The sequence below is a fragment of the Streptomyces sp. SCPE 10 genome, from assembly GCF_051980735.1.
In the GTDB taxonomy this organism is placed as follows: domain Bacteria; phylum Actinomycetota; class Actinomycetes; order Streptomycetales; family Streptomycetaceae; genus Streptomyces; species Streptomyces misionensis.
Genome location: NZ_CP197069.1, coordinates 788,481 through 804,257 on the forward strand (window position 1 = coordinate 788,481; position 15,777 = coordinate 804,257).

Genomic DNA, 15,777 nt, shown 5'->3' on the forward strand with positions numbered 1-15,777 from the left:
CGGCCGGGGTGTTCCGCGCTGTGGGGCGAGGTCCTCGGCCGGGCCGACGCGATCGACCCGGCCGAGGATCCCGCCCGTGGCGGCCGTTCAGGCCTCGTCCGCGGGGGTGGTGTGCCGGCGGCGGGCCCACAGCGGGAGGCCGAACCAGCACACCAGGTACCAGGCGACGACCCCGGTGACCAGCCAGGGCACATAGCTGTCGTGCATGGCCACCCGGAGGATGAGCAGCAGGGCCGAGGCCATGGTGGCGAGCAGCAGGACCAGGCCGACGAAGGTCAGCCGGGCGGCGAGCCGCACCGCCCGGGGTTTGACCCGGCGCCCGGAGACCAGCCGGTGCAGGGAGACCGGTCCGATCAGGGCGCCGGTGGTGCACGCGCCGAGGATCACCGTGATGATGTAGATGCGCTGGTCGTCGACGGGCAGCCGGGTGTACTTCGGGTAGAAGACGACCGTCAGCAGGAAGCCGAACAGGATCTGCACGCCCGTCTGGGCGACCCGGACCTCCTGGATGAGTTCACCCCACATCCGGTCGGCCCGCTCCTCCTCCGTCTCGTTGCGTCCTCTGCGACGTCCGTCCTCGGTCATGCGATGCAGGTAACCGGCCGGCCGTTTCTTCAAACGGCGGGCTTCCGGGCCGTCACCAGCGGTGCTCGACCTGCTCCCGGATCCGCTTGTCGTACAGGTCCCGGATCGCGGCGAGGGTGTCCGGCGACAGCGGCGGCAGCGCGGCGGCGGCCGCGTTGGCGCGGGCCTGCTCCGGGTTGCGGGCGCCGGGGATCACCGTGGTGACGCCCTCCTGCTCGATGATCCAGCGCAGCGCCAGCTGGGCCGGGGTGTACCCCTCGGGGGCCAGGGCCGCGAACTCGGCGGCGGCCTCGACACCGGTCTCGTAGTCGACGCCGGAGAAGGTCTCGCCCTGGTCGAAGGCCTCGCCGTGCCGGTTGAAGGTGCGGTGGTCGTTCGCCGCGAAGACGGTGTCCTTGGTGTACTTGCCGGACAGCAGCCCGGAGGCGAGCGGCACCCGGGCGATGATGCCGACGCCGGCCTCGCGGGCGGCGGGCAGCACCTCGTGCAGCGGCTTCATCCGGAACGGGTTGAGGATGATCTGCACGCTCGCCACATGCGGCCGGGCGATCGCGGCCAGCGCCTGTGCGCAGGTCTCCACGCTCACGCCGTACGCGGCGATGCGCTCCTCCTCGACCAGGGTGTCCAGGGCGTCGTACACCTCGTCGGAGGTGAACACCTCGGTGGGCGGGCAGTGCAGTTGCACCAGGTCGATCCGGTCGACGCCGAGGTTGCGGCGCGAACGGTCGTTCCAGGCACGGAAGTTGTCGAGGACGTAGTTCTCGGGGAGCTGTTCGACGCGGCGGCCCATCTTGGTGGCCACCAGCACACGCAGATCGGGGCGGCCGCGCAGGAAGGCGGCGATGGTCTGCTCGCTGCGCCCGTCGCCGTAGACGTCGGCGGTGTCGAAGAAGGTGACCCCGGATTCGGCCGCCGCCTCCAGGACGGCCAGGGCGTCCTTCTCGTCCACGTCGCCCCAGTCCGCGCCCAGCTGCCACGTGCCGAGACCGACCACCGACATCTTCTGACCCGACCTGCGGATTTCACGTTCGTCCATGCCGACAGTCTGTCACCCGGTGCCCGGCCTCGCGGCGGGGGCCCGGTGGAGCCGGAGCAGGGGCGGCGGGCGGCCGGGGGCGGTTCGGCACGGGGCGGGAGCGGGGTGGCGGGCGGCCGGGTGAGCGCCCGCCACCGCGCCCGCCGCCGGATCAGGCCTCGGCGGTGCGGCACTCCGGGTGGCCCCAGCCCTGCGCGTTCTTGGCGATGGACTCGCCGGCCGCGTAGGAGCGGCCGCAGACACAGCGCCCGGGGAACTTCGCCTTGAGGGTGCGCGAGGAGGACGCGCCGCCGGAGCGGCGGGCCGTCTTCTTGCGCGGGGCGGAGGACTTGGGGGTGTCGGGCGAGGGCGGCGGCACCGGCGAGCCGAGTGCGCTGCCCGCCGCCTCCTGCACCGAGGCGGCCTGGCTGGCGGCGCGGTCGGCGAAGTCGTTGAGCGGGTCGCCGTCGACCTGGTGGGCCGGGACGTAGCGGAACTCCACCGACCTGCCGTCCAGGAGGGCGTCGATGCGCACCACCAGTTCCTGGTTGGCGACCGGCTTGCCGGCGGACGTCTTCCAGCCGTTGCGCTTCCAGCCCGGCAGCCAGGTGGTGACGGCCTTCATGGCGTACTGGGAGTCCATCCGGACCTCCAGCGGCACCTCGGGGTCGACCGCGGTCAACAGCCGCTCCAGGGCGGTGAGTTCGGCGACGTTGTTGGTGGCCCGGCCGAGCGGGCCCGCCTCCCAGCGAGCGGGCGTCCGCTCGTCGTCGTCCGAGACCACCCACGCCCATCCGGCCGGTCCGGGGTTTCCCTTCGAAGCCCCGTCGCACGCGGCCACCACTCGTTCACGCATGCGCACGATCATCCCACGGCCGGGCGGGTGCCCGGTCCGGGCCGGTCAGGCGTCCTCGATCCGGGGCGGCTCGCCCTCGGCGGCCGCGATGTCGATCACCGAGAAGTCGGCGCCCTGCGGATCGCTCAGGGCCGCGAACCGGCCGAAGGGGCTGTCCATCGGCCCGAAGCGGACGGTGCCGCCGAGCTTTCCCGCCGCGGCGACGGCCGCGTCGCAGTCGGCGACGGCGAAGTAGACGTTGATGTACGAGGGCACCTCGGGCGGGAAGTCGTCGGTCATCCGCATCCGGCCGAGCACGGTCTCCTCGCCGACGTCGAACACCCGGAAGTCCACCGTGTCGTCGGCCAGGTCCCTCGCGCGGTACGGGAAGACCGCGGTGAGGAAGGCGTCCGTCCGCTCGGGGTCGCGGGTGAAGACCTCGGCCCAGCAGTAGGCGCCGGGAGCGGCCGTCTCCTCGAAGCCCTCGTGGGTGCCCGCCTGCCACACCCCGAAGACGGCCCCGCCGGGCTCCCGGGCCAGGCACATGGTGCCGACGTCGGCGATCTGCATCGGCTCCATCAGCACGTCGCCCCCGCTCCTCCTGATCTTCTCCGCCGTGGCGGCGGCGTCCGGCGAGGCGAAGTACAGGCACCACTGCGACTGCCCCTCTTGACCGGGCATGGGCGGGACCACGGCGGCCACGGCCTTGCCGTCCACACAGGCCTGGGTGTAGTTGCCGTACTCGGACGTGGACTCGCCGAAGGTCCAGCCGAGGACGTCGCCGTAGAACTTCTTGGCGCCCTCCAGGTCGGTGAACATCGCATCGGCCCAGCAGGGGGTTCCTTCCGGTTGTACGGCCATGCCCGCCGCCCTCCTGGTGTCGTGCCGGCCCCCGTCTGCTCACGCTAGCCAGCGCCCGGCCGGGCCGCGCGCCGAGCGGGGGCCTGCCGGACACTGGGGAGGGGACCGGACCTCGCGGAAGGGCACGGGCGATGACGGCAGCGATGATGCGGGCGTGGTCGGTGGTGGAGCAGGGCCCGGTGGAGGGCGAGCCGCTGCGGCCGCTGGAGCGGCCGGTGCCCGAGCCGGGGCCGGACGAACTGCTGGTGCGGGTGCGCGCGTGCGGAGTGTGCCGGACCGATCTGCACGTCACCGAGGGCGACCTGCCGGTGCACCGGCCGGGGGTGACGCCCGGCCACGAGGTCGTCGGCGACGTGGCCGGCATCGGATCGCAGGTCTTCGGCTTCGCCCCCGGCGACCGGGTGGGCGTGGCCTGGCTGCGCCGCACCGACGGGGTGTGCGCCTACTGCGCCCGCGGTGACGAGAACCTGTGCCCGCGGTCGCGGTACACCGGCTGGGACGCGGACGGCGGTTACGCCGAGTACACCACCGTCCCGGCTCCTTTCGCCTACCGGCTGCCCGAGGCGCTGGACGACGTGTCGGCGGCGCCGCTGCTGTGCGCCGGGATCATCGGGTTCCGCGCGCTGCGCCGCTCCGGGCTGCCGCGCGGTGGCCGCCTCGGGCTGTACGGCTTCGGGGGCAGCGCCCATCTGTGCGCGCAGGTCGCGCTCGCCGAGGGCGCGACCGTGCATGTGATCACCCGGGACGAGGTGTCGCGCGCCCTCGCCCTGGAGCTGGGCGCGGCCTCCGCGCGGGACCTGGCCGAGCCGCCGCCGGAACCGCTGGACGCGGCGATCCTCTTCGCCCCGGCCGGTGAGCTGGTGCCGGTCGCGCTGCGCGCCCTGGACCGGGGCGGGGTGCTGGCCCTGGCGGGCATCCACCTCACCGACGTGCCGCCGCTGCACTACGAGACCGACCTGTTCTACGAGAAGGAGCTGCGCAGCGTCACCGCCAACACCCGTGCGGACGGCCGGGAGTTCCTGGCGCTGGCGGCCCGCTACGGTGTCCGCGCGACCACCCACCCCTATCCGCTCGACCGGGCCCCCGAGGCCCTGCGCGACCTGAAGGCGGGCCGCTTCGACGGGGCGGCGGTGCTGGTGCCCGGGTGACGGCCCCCGGTGAAATCCCCTCGACGCGAGGGGCGTCGGGGCGCCCCGACGGGGACCGTGAACGCGCAGCGCATGCACGCCGGCGAACTCGGCATCGACGCCCCGCTGGTCCGACGACTGATCGCCCGCCGCTTTCCCGGGTGGACCGGGCCGCCGGTGCGGCGTCTGGTGTCCGTGCGTCCGTCGCCGAACCGGGCGGGCGGCTCGACGCGGCCGCGGTCACCGCGCTGAGCGCTCACCGCCCCGCGTGCGCCCGTTCCAGCGCGGCCGCGTCCAGTCGGCCCATGCTCATCATGGCGCGGGCGGTGCGCGTGGCCTTCTCCGGGTCGGGGTCGGTCATCAGGGTGAGCAGGCGGTCGTAGACGACCTGCCAGGAGACGCCGTAGCGGTCCTTGAGCCAGCCGCAGGGGCCGCCCTCTCCGCCGTCCGCGGTGAGGGCGGTCCAGTAGTGGTCGATCTCCCGCTGGTCGGAGCAGAGGATCTGGAAGGAGATCGACTCGTTGAAGGTGAACTGCGGGCCGCCGTTGAGCGCCGTGAACCGCTGGCCGTTGGCCGTGAACTCGACGGCCAGCACGGAGCCCTCCGCGCCGGGGCCGGCCGCGGTGTGACGGGTGACGCGGTCGACGCGGGAGTTTTCGAAGATCGAGACGTAGTAGTGCGCGGCCTCCTCGGCCTGGCCGTCGAACCAGAGGCATGTGGTGAAACCGTCGGTGGTCATGAGCGGCTCCCGGAGTGGGGAAGGGGGCGGGGGAAACAGGTTCGGCGGTACAGACTCCCCCGCGGGCCGGAACTCATCGGTGCCCCACGCCGGGCGGCGCCGGGGCGCACCGGCGGTTTTCCGTCAGTGCCCGACCGCGGGCGCATGCGCCGTGTGACGGGGGGGTACCCGCCCGGTGAGCGACCCCGTAGGCGGGCATGAGACGCCGTCCGCGGGGTACGCGCGGAGGGACAGCAGCGCAGGACCGGCGCGCGAGCCGAACGGCGCCGGACCGTGACTTCGTGGGAGGGGTAATGGACACCGCCGGGAAGCGGGCGCACACAGCGGTCATCGAGAAGACCGGGCAGGAGCGGACGGGTGAGGAGGCGCTGCCCGGCATCGCCGACCCCTCCTCCGTGGCGCCGCTGGACGCACGCTCGCTGTCCCGCCAGTTCTTCCGCCGGCTGACCGAGCTGGAGGAGGGCACCCACGAGTACCAGTACGCGCGCAACACCCTCATCGAGATGAACATGTCGCTCGTGCGGTTCGCGGCCGGCCGGTTCCGGGGCCGCGGCGACGACATGGAGGACATCGTCCAGACCGGCATGATCGGCCTGATCAAGGCCATCGACCGGTTCGACCTGTCCCGGGAGGTGGAGTTCACCTCCTTCGCGCTGCCGTACATCGTCGGCGAGATCAAGCGTTTCTTCCGGGACACCACCTGGGCGGTGCACGTCCCGCGGCGGCTCCAGGAGCTGCGGGTGGAGCTGGCCAAGGCCCGCGAGGAGCTGTCCAGCCGGCTCGACCGTGAGCCGACGGTCGCCGAGCTGGCCACCTTGATGAACCTGTCCGAGGACGAGGTGATCGAGGGCCAGCTGGCCGCCAACGGCTACAACTCCTCCTCCCTGGACGCGGCGCTGACCGGCGACGGCCCCGAGAACGGCGAGGCGGTGCTCGCCGACTTCATCGGTGTGGAGGAGGAGGGGCTGCGGCTGGTGGAGGACTTCCACGCGCTGGCGCCGCTGATGGCGGAGCTGAGCGAGCGGGACCGGCAGATCATCCATCTGCGGTTCGTGGAGGAGGCCACCCAGGCGGAGATAGGGGAACGGCTCGGCTGCTCCCAGATGCACGTCTCGCGGCTGATCAAGCGGATCATCGCCCGGCTGCGCCAGGGGATGCTGGGCGAACTCGGCTGCGCCTGAGCAGAACGACTGCCCGGGACCGCTGGGGCGGTTCCGGGCTCCTGTGACGTTCGCGGAGGGTCAGCGCCGCAGTTCGAGGCGGGCGATCACGCGCTTGCCGACCGGGATCCGCTCGACGACGACCTCGGTGGCGAGGGCGTGCACGATCTCCAGGCCGTGCCGTCCGACGCGCTGCGGGTTCTTCGGGAACAGGTGCGGCAGGGCCGTACTGCTGTCGCAGACGGAGATCACGACAGCGGTGTCCGTGCCCTCCAGTTCCAGGATGTAGGGACCGTCGCTGTGCCGATCGGCGTTGGTGATCAGCTCGCTGACCAGCAGGAGCAGCTCGCCCTCCACACCGCGGTCGACCGGTGCGCACCACTCGGTCCGCAGCTGTTCGAGGAACTGGGCCGCGAACGCCCGTGCCTCGGCGATGCAGCCGGGCTCGCCCGTGAAGTGCGTCGTGCGTCTCAGCGGCTCGACGGGTACGTCGAAACCGGTCGGTATCACTGCCCCGCCCCGATGCTCGGTCATGCTGTCTTCCTCGCGGGCCACGGGCCCCGTCCGTTCGGTCGTATACGTCGCACCTGTCCTCCTACCCCGAGCCGTGCGGTCCAGTCCAGGCGTTCGCCCACCGCGCACAGTGGCACGCGTCACGGTACCGGCCCCGGTCGGCGGCGCGGACGGACCTCCCGGCGGGCGGGGTTCCCGGTCGCTGCCTAGCGTGGCAGGCGTGAGCCCTGTGACCGTCTCCGCGCAGCCCGCCGCCCGGCACGGCCTGCCCGAGGCCCTGGCCGTGGTGCTGACCGGGCTCGCGGTGATGGTGCTGGTGGCCGCGGCCGGGCTGTGGGCGGCGGGTGCGGCGGCGCTGCCGGACGGCGCGTTCCCACGGGTGCTGGCCGCCACCGTGGTCACGGCGGTCGGCGGCAGCGTCCGGCTCACCGGGAACGCGGGTGCCCTGGCCAGGACCGAGGCCGGTATCACCGTACTCCCCCTGTCGGTGGCGCTCGCCGGTGCCCTGGTGATCGGTGCGGGCTTCCTGCGTCCGCTGCGGCACCGGACGGTCGCCACGGCCGGGGAACTGGCCCGCTGGGCCGCCCGGATCGTGGTGCCGTGGCTGCTCGCGCTGACCGGGCTCGCCTTCGCGGCCCGGCAGACGTTCGCGGTGGACGTGGGCAGTGGGACCCTCAGCGATCTCACACAGCTGTTCGAGGCGGAGCCGCGGATCGGGTTCGCCGCGGACGTGCCGTCGAGTGTGCTGTTCGCGCTGCTGTGGCTGGCCGGGGTGCTGGTGATCGCGTTGCTGGTCGCCGGCCGGGTGCCGCTGCCGGGGCGGCTGCCGCACCGGCGCGCACGGGTGCGGCCCGCGGCCCGCGCGATGGTGGAGCTGCTGCTGGCCGCCGTCGTCGTGGGCCTCGTCGTCGCGCTGGTCACGGCGGGCACCCGGGGGCACGCCCGGACGACCGTCGCGCTGATCCTGCTCGGCCTGCCCAATCTGGTGTGGCCGGCGCTGACCGTCGGACTCGGGGCGACCTGGCACGGCCGGGTGGACGGCCCGTTCGGGCTGCCGGTGCCGCACGTCCTGGATCTGGCTCTGCGCACCCCCGACGTCTCCGAGCTGAACCTGTCCACGCTGACCGGGTACGACGGGCGGATGTGGTGGCTGCCGGTGGCCGCCGGGGCGCTGCTGCTGGCCGCGGCGGTCCGGGCGGCGCTGCGCTCGCCGGCCGGCACCCCGCCGTGGTCGGCCGCCGTACGGCTGGGGGTCGCGCTGGCCCTGACGGTGCTGGTGATCTGTCCGCTGTGCCGGATCTCCGCCCACTACGGGCTGTCCCTGCTGGGCATCGGTGATCTCGGGGGCGGTCTGTCCGGGGAGCTGCTGCTCAGGCCGGTGCTGTGGCAGGCGGTGGGGCTGGGCGCGCTGTGGGGGCTGGTCGCCGGTTTCCTGGGCGCCCTGCTCGCCCGCCCGCCGCGCCGCCGCCACCGCGCACCGGGCCGGTCAGCCGATGGGCACGACGAGCGCGGGCACGGTGCGCTGCATCCGTAGCGCGTCGACGGACTCGGCGAGCAGTTCGTACTCGGTGGTGTCGTCACTGGCGGCGATCCTGACCAGCCGTCCGCCCGCCAGCTCGTCGGCCACGCGCTCCTGCTGGCCGTCGTCGGCGCACCAGGCGCGCAGCAGGGCGGGGACGTCGGCCACGGTGTCCGCGACCGGTACCAGCGCGCCGGCCGGGAAGGGGACCGCCTCCGGGCTCGGGTCCAGCCGCTCGGCGATCCAGGACGCGCGGTCGCGCAGCCACCACAGGGCCAGTGCCAGGGTCGGCGCGCGGTAGGTGCCGAGCGGTACGCCGATGCGCCGGCCGTCGCACATCCCGTACGCCGTGACATGGCACAGGAACTCGTCGTGCACGTATCACTCCCCGTCGCCTCGTCCGGGTGTGCCGGGCGGACCTCGCTCTCGGTGCGGCTCCGTGCGGTGAAGTGCCCCTCGTTGTCGAGTATCGCCACGGCCGAAACACTGTCACCACGCTTTTCCGGCCAGTCTGTCGGCATTCCTCCCACCCGTTTTGGGTTGTATGCCCCGGTGACAGAGGGGCCTCCGGGCATGACCCCGGAGGTAATCGACGGGCCGGGCGGCGGTGCGGCAAGGTGTTCACACCGGGTCGGCAAGACCGCGATCCGGGTTCCGACCAGCAACGACGACCTTCGACGGAGGCTGATTCACCATGTCCGAGAACACCGACCGCTACGAGAGCGCTGCCGCCCGTTACTTCGAGGCCTGGAACGCCACCGAGCCGGAGGCGCTGAGCAAGGCGGTCGCCGCCGCGTGGACCCCGGACGGCGGCTACACCGACCCGCTCGCCGACGTCCGCGGGCACGAGGGCATCGCCGCCGTGATCACCGCCGCGCACGAGCAGTTCCCGGGGTTCGTCTTCCGTCCGCTGGGCGCGGTGGACGGCCACCACGACACCGCGCGCTTCGGCTGGGAGCTGGTGAACGAGGCCGACGGCTCGGCGCCGGTCGCCGGGTTCGACGTGGTCACGCTGGACGCCGAGGGCCGTATCCGGCAGGTGCTGGGCTTCCTGGACCGGGTGCCGGCGGGTGCGTGACAGCACCGGGGCCCGGCTTGCGCACCCCGGACGGGGCGGAAGCCGGGCCCTGGTGGGGGCGCCGTGCCGGCCGGGGTCCGGCGGGCACGGCGAGGCCCTGACGGGCTTACGAACGTACGATCGCGTCGATCCGCTCGAGTTCCTCGGCGTCGAAGTCCAGGTTGCGCAGCGCGCCCACGCTGTCCGCCAGCTGCTCGGGGCTGCTCGCACCGACCAGGGCGGAGGTGACCCGGCCGCCGCGCAGCACCCAGGCCAGGGCCAGCTGGGCGAGGCTCTGGCCGCGGGCGGCGGCGATCTCCGCCAGCGCGCGCAGCCGTCCGAGCAGGTCCTCGGTGACCGCCTCCGGCTTCAGGAAGGGGCTGTCGCCCGCGGCGCGGGAGCCCGCCGGGATGCCGTCGAGGTAGCGGCCGGTGAGCAGGCCCTGCTCCAGCGGGGAGTAGACGATGGAGCCGGTGCCGACCTCGTCCAGGGCGTCGAGCAGGCCCTCGTCCTCGGGGCGCCGGTCGAGCAGGGAGTAGCGCGGCTGGTGGATCAGGAGCGGGGTGCCGAGTCCGGCGAGGATGCGGGCGGCCTCCCGAGTCTGCTCGGCGGAGTAGTTGGAGATGCCGACGTAGAGCGCCTTGCCCTGCTGCACCGCCGTGTGCAGGGCGCCCATCGTCTCCTCCAGCGGAGTCTCCGGGTCGGGGCGGTGGGAGTAGAAGATGTCGACGTACTCCAGGCCCATCCGCCGCAGGCTCTGGTCCAGGGAGGCCAGCAGGTACTTGCGCGAGCCGAACTCCCCGTACGGGCCCGGCCACATCAGATAGCCGGCCTTGGTGGAGATCACCAGTTCGTCGCGGTACGGGGCCAGGTCGGCGGCGAGGGCGGCACCGAACGCGGACTCGGCGGCGCCGGGCGGCGGGCCGTAGTTGTTGGCCAGGTCGAAGTGGGTGATGCCCAGGTCGAACGCCCGGCGCAGGATGGCCCGTTGGGTCTCCACCGGACGGTCGGGGCCGAAGTTGTGCCACAGGCCGAGCGACAGCGCGGGGAGCTTCAGCCCGCTGCGCCCGGTGCGCCGGTAGGGCATCTCGGCGTAACGGTCGGGGGATGCGGTGTACAACGCGACTCCAGGGGATGGGCACTGATCTACGGACCCCAGGATTCCCCGGACGGAGGCCAGCGGTCCAACCGGAGAATCGGATGGAATTGAGCGACTAGGCTGCACAATCATGGAACTGCGCCATCTTGAGCACTTCGTCGCGGTCGCCGAGGACCAGCACTTCACCCGGGCCGCCGAGCGGCTGATGGTGTCCCAGTCGGGCCTGTCCGCGTCCATCCGGGCGCTGGAGCGGGAACTGCGGGCGCCTCTGTTCGTGCGCACCACCCGGCGGGTGACGCTGACGGAGGCGGGGCGGGCGCTGCTGGTGGAGGCCGAGCGGGTGCTCGCGCAGGTGCGCGCGGCGCACGAGGCGGTGGCCGCGGTGCAGGGCGTGCTGCGCGGCACGCTGGCGCTGGGTACCGAGCAGTGCATCGCCGGGGTGCACGTGGCCCGGCTGCTCGCGGCCTTCCGGGGCCGGCACCCGGACGTGGAGATCCGGCTGCGCCAGGCGGGCTCGGTCGCACTGGCCGAGGAGGTCGCGGCCGGACGCCTCGATCTGGCCTTCGCCTACCGCACCCGGGCCGACGGCGACCAGTTGCGCTCGGTGGCGCTGACCAGTGAACCGATGACGGTGCTGTGCCATCCGAGCCACCGGCTGGCCGCGAACGAGGCGCTGCTCGCCCCGGACGACCTCGCCGGGGAGGTGTTCGTCGACTTCCACCCGGACTGGGGTCCGCGCCGCGCCACCGACGCCGCCTTCGCCGCGGCCGGGGTACGGCGCACGGTCGCGCTGGAGGTCAACGACGTGCACAGCCTGCTGGACCTGGTGGACGAGAACCTCGGGATCGCGGTCGTCCCCCGCCACTTCCGGCACAAGCGGCCCACGCTCACCGCGCTGCCGCTGAAGGGCACGGGCGAGGCGGAGTACGAGACGGTGGCCCTGCTGCCGCCCGAGCGCTCCACCAGCCCCGCCGCCCGCGCGCTGGTCGCCCTGCTGGAGGCGGAGGGCCCGGCGCCCGCGTCCTGAATTCCGCACGCGGGAGCGCCGCCGATCTGTGATGGTGGACGGTATGCATGCGAAGGACATCCTCATCGACGGCTACGGCCGCATCCAGGAAGAAGTCCACGGCACCCTCGACGGCCTCGGACCGGACGAGCTGAACCACCGTCCGGCCCCCGGCGCCAACAGCGTCGCCTGGCTGGTCTGGCACCTCACGCGGGTGCAGGACGACCATGTCGCCGACGCCTTCGGGCTCGGCCAGGTATGGCTCGAACAGGGCTGGGAGAAACGGTTCGGCCTCGACCTGCCCCGGCAGGACACCGGTTACGGGCACACCCCCGCCAAGGTCGCCAAGGTGCGGGTCGACAGCGCCGAGCTGCTGACCGGGTACTACGACGCCGTGCACGAGCAGACGCTCGGCGCCCTGCGCTCGCTGGCCGCCAAGGACCTCGAACGCGTCGTGGACGAGGGCTGGGACCCGCCGGTCACCCTGGGCGTGCGCCTGGTGAGCGTCCTGTCCGACGATCTCCAGCACATCGGACAGGCCGCCTACCTCAAGGGGCTGATTCAGAGCACGGGCGCGTAACCGGGCAGGATCACGTCCTCGATGAGGGCCTTGCGCTCGTCGAACGGGATGAACGCGCTCTTGACGGCGTTCACCGTGACGGTGCGCAGGTCCTCGGCCGTCCAGCCGGCCTCCTCGACCAGCAGCCCCATCTCCCGGGTCATCGTCGTCCCCGACACCAGCCGGTTGTCGGTGTTCAGGGTGACCCGGAAGCCGAGGTCCTTCAGCGCCGTGACGGGGTGCTCGGCGATCGAGGTGGCGCAGCCGGTCTGAAGGTTGGAGGTGGGGCACATCTCCAGGGCGATCCGGCGGTCGCGCACCCAGGAGGCGAGCCGGCCGAGCTTGCCGTCCACGATGTCCTCGGTCAGGCGCACTCCGTGCCCGATGCGCTGGGCACCGCACACCTGGACGGCCTGGTGGATGCTGGGCAGCCCGTACGCCTCCCCGGCGTGGATGGTGAACGGGACGCTCTCGCGGCGCAGGTGCTCGAAGGCGGCCAGGTGGTCGGCGGGCGGGAAGCCGTCCTCGGCGCCGGCGATGTCGAAGCCGACGACCCCGGCGTCCCGGTAGGCGACGGCGAGGTCGGCGGCCTCCCGTACGCGGTCGAACATCCGCATGCCGCACAGCAGTGTGCCGACCCGGACCGGGGTGCCGGCGGCCGCCGCCTTCGCCATGCCGGCGGCCAGGCCCTCCTGCACGGCCTCCACCACCTCGGCGAGGCCCAGCCCGCCGCGGGTGTTCAGCTCGGGGGCGTAGCGCACCTCGCCGTAGACCACGCCGTCGGCGGCGAGGTCGAGCACGTACTCCTCGGCGGTGCGCAGCAGGCCCTCGCGGGTCTGCATGACGGCGAGGGTGTGCTCGAAGGTGGCTATGTAGCGCACCAGGTCGCCGGAGTTGGCGGCCTCGACGTACCAGGCGGCCAGCTCGTCCGGGTCGGTGGTGGGCAGCCGGTGGCCCACCTCGGCGGCGAGCTCCACGACGGTGGCGGGCCGCAGGCCGCCGTCGAGGTGGTCGTGCAGCACGGCCTTGGGCAGGCGGGCGATGGTGTCGGTGTCGATGCGGGGGGCGGTCATGGCAGGGCGTTCCTCAGCGGGTTGTACCGGGGTCGATCAAGGCGGCCGACGGTGCCGACGGGGGTGGTTAGCCGGTGAGGTTATACGTAAAACGACGCGGGCGCCACTCCCTTGTCTACGCGCGTTACCCGGGGCGGTGACCGGGGTCTGCCCGGAGCGGTGACCGGGGTCTCGGTGCGTCAGGGCGTCGCCTCGCCCTGCGCCACCTCCACCCGGTGATGGAAGTCCGCCAGCCCCGCGGCGGCGGTCACGCCGGACAGGGCGGTGCAGGCGACGAGCAGGGCGGCGACGGCGCGCCCGGCGCGGGGTGCCCGAGGGGTGCCCAGGAGGGCCTGGACCCGCTGGGGCACGGGTCCGGCGGTCGCGGCGGCGGCGAAGTCGGGGCGCGGGATGCCGCCCGCGTGCCCGGCCAGCGCGGCACGGGCGATGGCCCGGGCGGTCAGCCGCCGGTCGCCCACCGAGGCGGCCGCAGCCTCGTCGGCGGTCCGCTCCACGGCGAGCCGGATGGTCTCGCGGACCGGGCGCAGGGCCGGGTGGCAGTGCGCGGCGAGTTCGGCGGCGGCGAGGAAGTAGTGGTGGCCGCCCTCGTTGTGGGCCCGTTCGTGTGCGAACAGCGCCTCCCGCTCCGCGCCGTCGAGGCTGCGCAGCATGGCGGTGGTGACGACGATGCGGTGCGGGCGGCCGGGCAGGGCGTAGGCGTCGGGGCGGGGCGAGTCCACCACGCACAGGTCGCCGGCGGCGGGGCCGCTGCCGGCCTCGGTGCGGGCCGCCCGGAAGGCGCGGCTCTGCCGCAGCACCGACCGCACGAGGGTCCAGGAGCAGACCGCGAGGGCGCCGACGGAGGTGGCGGCGGCCGGTACGACGATCAGGGCCGGGGCGGTGTGCAGCGGGTGGGTCAGCTCGCCGAACGCGGCGAAGAGGGGGAGCTTGAGCAGCCCGATCAGCACGAAGGCGCCCAGCGCGGCGAGCGAGCAGCCCGCGAGCGCGACCGCGCAGCCGGTGACCGCCCACAGCGCGACGGCCGGGGCCAGCCGGGCCAGCGCCCGCCGGGCCAGCGCCGGCAGCACACAGGGCAGCAGCAGGGGCAGCAACAGCAGCGCGGTCATCGGCCGTCGGATTCCAGCAGGTCCCGCAGGATGCGCTCGTCGGCCGGGCTGAGCTGGGCGACGAAGCGGGCGAGCACCGTCTCCCGGTCGCTGTCACGGTCCAGTTCGCTGTGCATCCGGCGGGCGGTGAGGCCGTGGGCGTCCTGGACCTCCTGGACCGGGAAGTACACGTAACCGCGCCCGTTGCGCTGCCGCTCGACGACACCCTTGTCGTACAGCCTGCTGAGGATCGTCGTCACCGTCGTGCGGGCCAGGTCCGCGCCCAGGACGGCCTGGACCTGTCCGGGGGTGCGGGGCCCACCGGCGGCCCAGAGCGCGGCCAAGACGCTCGCCTCCAGTTCACCGGCCGGCCGGCGTTCGTCCTTGCCGTCGGTCATGGATACGTGCTCACCCCATCCTCGTCGTGTGCGGACCGTCTACACGATGGTAGTCATACGGGCCTGCGGTACCGCCCGCACCGTCGGGCGCGGGCTACGCGGCAAGACGCCGTACCCACCTGGCGGCGCCACGGACGGGGCCGCCGGGGTACGACGGAAACGCTTACGCCTGGGGCGCCGCCGCCGCGCGGAGCCGGCCCAGCTCGCCGGGGGTGAGGCGCAGGGCGCCGGCGGCGATGTTCTCGACGAGGTGGTCGGGGTTCCCGGTGCCGGGGATGGCGAGGACGTGCGGGCCCTGCTGGAGGGTCCAGGCGAGCTGGACCTGGGCGGGGCTCGCCCCGTGCGCGCGGGCCACGGCCCGCACCTCGTCGTCCGGGCCCGGCTCGACGGCACCGGCCTCGGCGCCCTTGCCTGCCATGGCGTAGTACGGCACGAAGGCGATGCCGCGCTCGCCGCACATCCGCAGCAGCTCGTCGGCCTCGGGGTCGGGGGTGCCGAGGCCGTACCGGTTCTGCACGGCGACGACGGGGGCTATGTCCAGCGCCTCGGTCAGGTGCCGGGGCGAGACGCACGAGATGCCCAGGTGCCGGATCAGCCCCTCCTCGCGCAGTTCGGCGAGGGCGCCGAAGTGCTCGGCGATGGAGTCCTGGCTCATCCGGCGCAGATAGACCAGGTCGAGGTGGTCGCGGCCGAGCTGGCGCAGGTTCTCCTCGACATGGCCGCGCAGCCGGTCGGGGCGTGCGGAGGTGCCCCACTCGCCGGACCAGTCGCGGAAGGGGCCCACCTTGACGGCGATCACCAGGTCGTCGGCGTACGGGGCGAGGGCCGTGTTGATCAGTTCGTTGGCGGAGCGGCGGGCGGAGAAGTAGAACGCGGCGGTGTCGATGTGGTTCACGCCGAGTTCGACGGCCCGGCGCAGCACGGTGATCGAGCGCTCCCGGTCGCTGGGCGTGCCCAGGTGGAAGGCGGCGCTGCCGGTGAGCCGCATGGCCCCGAGGCCGACGCGGTGCACGGTCAGATCGCCCATCCGGAAGCTGCCGGAGGCCTGCGCGGTGACTGTTTCGGAGATCATTCGGCGGAGTGTGCCACAGGCACCGCCTTCGTTCTTTGCCCGGCGAACCGCCGTGCCCCGCCGGTCGATCGCCC

At 73.5% G+C, this 15,777-nt stretch carries 18 protein-coding genes; 6 read left to right on the forward strand and 12 right to left on the reverse strand.

The features are described 5' to 3' along the window. Positions 1-87 precede the first annotated feature (87 nt). The 4 genes from ACSP97_RS03750 to ACSP97_RS03765 form a co-directional block, all read right to left on the reverse strand. Entirely contained in the window at positions 88-585 is a 498-nt protein-coding gene (locus ACSP97_RS03750) for a DUF6328 family protein (RefSeq protein ID WP_355326824.1), read from the reverse strand. A 52-nt stretch (positions 586-637) separates the two neighbouring features. Continuing rightward, positions 638-1,621 (reverse strand): aldo/keto reductase, encoded by a 984-nt coding sequence (locus tag ACSP97_RS03755; RefSeq protein ID WP_355148756.1) that lies wholly within the window; start codon positions 1,619-1,621, stop codon positions 638-640. Positions 1,622-1,772: 151 nt separating this feature from the next. After that, positions 1,773-2,468 carry a ribonuclease H family protein gene (locus tag ACSP97_RS03760; protein WP_355527295.1) on the reverse strand — a complete coding sequence of 232 codons (696 nt, stop codon included), beginning with the start codon at positions 2,466-2,468 and terminating at the stop codon, positions 1,773-1,775. Positions 2,469-2,501: 33 nt separating this feature from the next. Beyond that, positions 2,502-3,296 (reverse strand): VOC family protein, encoded by a 795-nt coding sequence (locus tag ACSP97_RS03765; RefSeq protein ID WP_358272833.1) that lies wholly within the window; start codon positions 3,294-3,296, stop codon positions 2,502-2,504. Between the two features lie 146 nt (positions 3,297-3,442). Between ACSP97_RS03765 and ACSP97_RS03770 the strand changes: the two genes are divergently transcribed. Beyond that, positions 3,443-4,444 (forward strand): zinc-binding alcohol dehydrogenase family protein, encoded by a 1,002-nt coding sequence (locus ACSP97_RS03770; protein WP_440558549.1) that lies wholly within the window; start codon positions 3,443-3,445, stop codon positions 4,442-4,444. 235 nt (positions 4,445-4,679) lie between these two features. On the opposite strand, the gene ACSP97_RS03775 is transcribed toward ACSP97_RS03770, so the two are convergent. Next, positions 4,680-5,162 (reverse strand): VOC family protein, encoded by a 483-nt coding sequence (locus tag ACSP97_RS03775; RefSeq protein WP_355148762.1) that lies wholly within the window; start codon positions 5,160-5,162, stop codon positions 4,680-4,682. A gap of 293 nt (positions 5,163-5,455) precedes the next feature. Between ACSP97_RS03775 and ACSP97_RS03780 the strand changes: the two genes are divergently transcribed. Next, positions 5,456-6,343: an RNA polymerase sigma factor SigF gene (locus ACSP97_RS03780; protein WP_355148764.1), complete on the forward strand. Its 888-nt coding sequence runs from the start codon at positions 5,456-5,458 to the stop codon at positions 6,341-6,343. Between the two features lie 60 nt (positions 6,344-6,403). On the opposite strand, the gene ACSP97_RS03785 is transcribed toward ACSP97_RS03780, so the two are convergent. Then, positions 6,404-6,856, reverse strand: a complete 453-nt coding sequence (locus tag ACSP97_RS03785; RefSeq protein ID WP_355148766.1) for an ATP-binding protein — start codon at positions 6,854-6,856, stop codon at positions 6,404-6,406. Between the two features lie 199 nt (positions 6,857-7,055). On the opposite strand from ACSP97_RS03785, the gene ACSP97_RS03790 reads away from it, so the two are divergent. Continuing rightward, positions 7,056-8,369 (forward strand): streptophobe family protein, encoded by a 1,314-nt coding sequence (locus ACSP97_RS03790; RefSeq protein ID WP_440556300.1) that lies wholly within the window; start codon positions 7,056-7,058, stop codon positions 8,367-8,369. Here the strand turns inward: ACSP97_RS03790 and ACSP97_RS03795 are convergent. Next, a complete protein-coding gene (locus ACSP97_RS03795; RefSeq protein ID WP_355148770.1) occupies positions 8,322-8,732 on the reverse strand; it encodes a hypothetical protein in 411 nt (136 codons plus the stop codon). The genes ACSP97_RS03790 and ACSP97_RS03795 overlap by 48 nt on opposite strands. A 316-nt stretch (positions 8,733-9,048) precedes the next feature. On the opposite strand from ACSP97_RS03795, the gene ACSP97_RS03800 reads away from it, so the two are divergent. Further along, positions 9,049-9,432, forward strand: a complete 384-nt coding sequence (locus ACSP97_RS03800) for a nuclear transport factor 2 family protein (RefSeq protein WP_355148772.1) — start codon at positions 9,049-9,051, stop codon at positions 9,430-9,432. Positions 9,433-9,538: 106 nt separating this feature from the next. Here the strand turns inward: ACSP97_RS03800 and mgrA are convergent, their stop codons facing one another. Next, positions 9,539-10,531, reverse strand: a complete 993-nt coding sequence (gene mgrA, locus ACSP97_RS03805; protein WP_440556301.1) for an L-glyceraldehyde 3-phosphate reductase — start codon at positions 10,529-10,531, stop codon at positions 9,539-9,541. Between the two features lie 109 nt (positions 10,532-10,640). Here mgrA and ACSP97_RS03810 point away from each other — a divergent pair, with 109 nt between their 5' ends. Together ACSP97_RS03810 and ACSP97_RS03815 are read left to right on the forward strand one after the other, a co-directional pair. Further along, on the forward strand, positions 10,641-11,537 hold the full coding sequence (locus tag ACSP97_RS03810) for a LysR family transcriptional regulator (protein ID WP_355326836.1): 897 nt from the start codon (positions 10,641-10,643) through the stop codon (positions 11,535-11,537). 43 nt (positions 11,538-11,580) lie between these two features. Beyond that, positions 11,581-12,096: a mycothiol transferase gene (locus tag ACSP97_RS03815; RefSeq protein ID WP_355148778.1), complete on the forward strand. Its 516-nt coding sequence runs from the start codon at positions 11,581-11,583 to the stop codon at positions 12,094-12,096. Here ACSP97_RS03815 and ACSP97_RS03820 read toward each other — a convergent pair. The 4 genes from ACSP97_RS03820 to ACSP97_RS03835 all read right to left on the reverse strand — a co-directional run bounded on the left by ACSP97_RS03820 (position 12,078) and on the right by ACSP97_RS03835 (position 15,703). Further along, a complete protein-coding gene (locus ACSP97_RS03820; RefSeq protein WP_355148780.1) occupies positions 12,078-13,148 on the reverse strand; it encodes an adenosine deaminase in 1,071 nt (356 codons plus the stop codon). The two genes, ACSP97_RS03815 and ACSP97_RS03820, sit on opposite strands and share 19 nt — an antisense overlap. 179 nt (positions 13,149-13,327) lie before the next feature. Continuing rightward, complete coding sequence (locus ACSP97_RS03825) at positions 13,328-14,254, reverse strand: M56 family metallopeptidase (protein WP_440556302.1); 927 nt, start codon at positions 14,252-14,254, stop codon at positions 13,328-13,330. Beyond that, entirely contained in the window at positions 14,251-14,631 is a 381-nt protein-coding gene (locus ACSP97_RS03830; protein WP_440556303.1) for a BlaI/MecI/CopY family transcriptional regulator, read from the reverse strand. The genes ACSP97_RS03825 and ACSP97_RS03830 overlap by 4 nt, the downstream gene beginning before the upstream one ends. 163 nt (positions 14,632-14,794) lie before the next feature. Further along, positions 14,795-15,703 carry an aldo/keto reductase gene (locus ACSP97_RS03835; RefSeq protein WP_355326848.1) on the reverse strand — a complete coding sequence of 303 codons (909 nt, stop codon included), beginning with the start codon at positions 15,701-15,703 and terminating at the stop codon, positions 14,795-14,797. Positions 15,704-15,777 lie beyond the last annotated feature (74 nt).